The organism is Moorena sp. SIO3I6, from assembly GCF_010672095.1.
Genome location: NZ_JAAHHU010000592.1, coordinates 1 through 2713 on the forward strand (window position 1 = coordinate 1; position 2713 = coordinate 2713).

At 36.9% G+C, this 2713-nt stretch carries 4 protein-coding genes; 2 read left to right on the plus strand and 2 right to left on the minus strand.

What is annotated here, in order from left to right:
- Positions 1-226 precede the first annotated feature (226 nt).
- The gene (locus F6K49_RS40025; RefSeq protein WP_293106304.1) at positions 227-751 is read left to right on the plus strand and encodes a hypothetical protein; all 525 of its coding nucleotides are present in this window, start codon (positions 227-229) and stop codon (positions 749-751) included.
- 139 nt (positions 752-890) lie between these two features.
- Here F6K49_RS40025 and F6K49_RS40030 read toward each other — a convergent pair whose 3' ends face one another.
- On the minus strand, positions 891-1034 hold the full coding sequence (locus F6K49_RS40030; RefSeq protein WP_293106307.1) for a hypothetical protein: 144 nt from the start codon (positions 1032-1034) through the stop codon (positions 891-893).
- Between the two features lie 217 nt (positions 1035-1251).
- On the opposite strand from F6K49_RS40030, the gene F6K49_RS40035 reads away from it, so the two are divergent.
- The gene (locus F6K49_RS40035) at positions 1252-1794 is read left to right on the plus strand and encodes a hypothetical protein (RefSeq protein ID WP_293106310.1); all 543 of its coding nucleotides are present in this window, start codon (positions 1252-1254) and stop codon (positions 1792-1794) included.
- Here F6K49_RS40035 and F6K49_RS40040 read toward each other — a convergent pair.
- Positions 1791-2713: hypothetical protein (locus F6K49_RS40040; protein WP_293106313.1), on the minus strand; the 923-nt coding region annotated here is incomplete at its 5' end. The two genes, F6K49_RS40035 and F6K49_RS40040, sit on opposite strands and share 4 nt — an antisense overlap.

Consider the following 2713-nt stretch of genomic DNA (forward strand, 5'->3'; position numbering starts at 1 on the left):
GCTGCACTAGCAGTACTGAAGTAGTCAGTCTACCTGTCGATTGGGTTCTTTTCGCACTTTATTACTAGAAAAACGATCACCCCATCACCCCATCACCGGTAATTTCATCCACCGTAATCAAGTTCACTGAATTTTAAACTTCGGTATCTTTCCGGATGTATCCAGTTAGCAAATTAGGAAACAATAGAAGTATAAACAAACAGTTGATTTCCACCAGATAAAGGACATGAGAAACCAATTCGGTAAATCCTTAGTTATTTCCGCCTTGACTGCTTTGGGTGTTGCTGCTCTTGCTACCAGTGCTTTGGCTCAGGCAGCTCCTATAGAGCAGGAGTTTGAATTTGAGGGCACAGTAGAGGGAGCCTGTTCTTTTGTAGATGTATCCCTTGGTGTTTTAACAAACCCTAATCCCGAAGTATTAGCTGTTGTTAACCCAGATGATGCTGCTACAGGTTTGATGTTTTGTAATACTCCAGCAACTATCTCTCTTGGAGACTTGATAGCGACGAATGACCTATCTCAAAACCTTTTAGACACCGCAGAGACTTACACCTATGGCGTTTCTTTTACTGAGATTGATGGTGCAACAACTGGTGAAATCGAATATAGTATGGGAGAACCTGCAGAACCACCACTAAATTTACCTCCTAGCGAATTCGAGGTTGAAGCTGACATGATGATCGAGGGACTTGTTCCCCTTGAAGGTGGTGATTATGCCTTTATGTTTACCGTGACAGCTACAGCTAACTAAAGTCAACTATTGGCTAGACGCCAGCGACGTATCCCGCTGGAAAATTGATGTAAATGCAATTAACCTCTATATTTTTTGTTGTCTCCGTGGGAATCGGCTTGAGCAGATTTTTCCTACGGAGATTTTACCAATAAACGGTTTATTTAAAATAATCTAACATTTTTTTTAGAGAGTAGGGAGTAGGGAGTAGGGAGCAGGCAAGAGGCAAGAGGCAAGAGGCAAGAGGCAATAGGCAATAGGCAATAGGCAATAGGCAAGAGGGACAAAATATTGTGTACCTCATTCCTAAACTCAGCAAACGTGAGTCTAGCTTACTTCTGACTTCTGACTTCTAACTTCTGACTTGCGCGTAGCGCTATATGTGAGCCATCAGGCACTAATAACTAGTAATTAATAAAAAGTAATATTTCTATAAATTTTCTATATCTTTGGGAATAATCCGGATGGTAATAGGGGAATTATACGGATATAAAACCGTAACGTTATCCCAGGAAATTACCATGTCAAAAAAACTGATAAAATCCCTAGTCATTACTACGATAACTGCCTTGGCCATAGCCGCTAGTGCTATAGGTGCTGGTGCCCAGTTAGCGACATCTGACCAGGAGTTTATGTTTTTTGGAAGAGTGGAGGGAGTCGCTTCATTTGTTGACGTAGAAATTGGTGCCCTAGAAATTTCTGCCAATCGATTGACTTCTATGGTTGAGCAACCCGCTAGAAGTAACCTAATATTTAATTCTAACGTCACGGTCAGTATTGGGGAATTGATTCCCTTGAATCAGCGGTCTCGGAAACTTTTAGAGCAAGCAAGTCAGGTAGAGTATGGCATCTTAGGTCTTCCTATAGGTGGCAGTCCAGATGGGGAAATTATTGAGATACTCTCCAAAAATGGTCAAGTAGTTGATAATCGAGACCAATCCACAGTAGAAACTAATGAGTCTGTTAACTACGATCTTGTGGCTTCTCTATCCATTGAATCTTTGACACCACTGGTGGCTGGTGAATATCTCTATAAGTTTAAGATTACTGTTTCTCCTAATTAGTTTGTCATCACAGCTTGTTTGATTTTGTTATCAAAAGCAGGTTCAAATAATAAACTATAATTACAAGACAATAAGTTATATATTTGAGCTTCTGTTGGATTTTCCGGAGAACTTCCCAAGTTTTCTACTTTTTGGAGTAAATCACTATAAAAAAAATCATAGTCTTGAGCGATATCAAAAAATATCATTGTTGTCAATGCTAATAAAACAGTAATTCCATGTTTACCAAAATAATGGTAATGACTAAATCTATATTCAAATTGTCCCGTTTCATCAAAATAATGTTCTGTCGTTTTTTGTAAAACTTGGGTTACCCTTTTATTGATATTGACCTTGAAAATACAATAATTTAGCTCTTGATTAAAAGTGAAAATTTGGTTTTCAAAGACAGCCATTTCATCAAGACAACGGTTAATTAATTCCTGCAACTCATCAATCGCATCTTCTATTGTAGTAAATTTTTCAAGATAGTCTTTGGAGAGAGGATTTCTAATTTTTTGAATATGAAGGTTAATTTCTTCAATTCTTTGCTCAATTTTGTCATCAAGAGCACTTAATTCGTCGTTAAAATATTTAATCACTTCAAACCAAAACTTACTCTCATCCTGAGCATTTTTCTTTAAAAGATTATATTCTTTTAATTTGTTTAAAAGTAATTTTTTTTGGCGTCCATATTCTTCTTTTTTAGCATCACGCTGGTCAATTTGAGTTTGAATTGTAGCTTTTTCTTCTTTAAGACATTCAACATTTTTTTGATATTCTGTCTCTAGAGATTCAATATAACTATCTTCTGATTTAATAGAACTTCTTTCTTGCTCAAGATAATCACTTTCTCTATCAAGAGACCGTTTAGATTCATAAGTTAATCTAGACGAACTACGGTTAATCCTGTCAATATTAGCATTATACTTATCAAGTC

Excerpts from the sequence above, each read along its gene's own strand:
- F6K49_RS40025 (WP_293106304.1), top strand. The coding sequence starts at position 227 with ATGAGAAACCAATTCGGTAAATCCTTAGTTATTTCCGCCTTGACTGCT.
- F6K49_RS40035 (WP_293106310.1), top strand. The coding sequence starts at position 1,252 with ATGTCAAAAAAACTGATAAAATCCCTAGTCATTACTACGATAACTGCC.
- F6K49_RS40030 (WP_293106307.1), bottom strand. The coding sequence starts at position 1,034 with ATGAGGTACACAATATTTTGTCCCTCTTGCCTATTGCCTATTGCCTAT.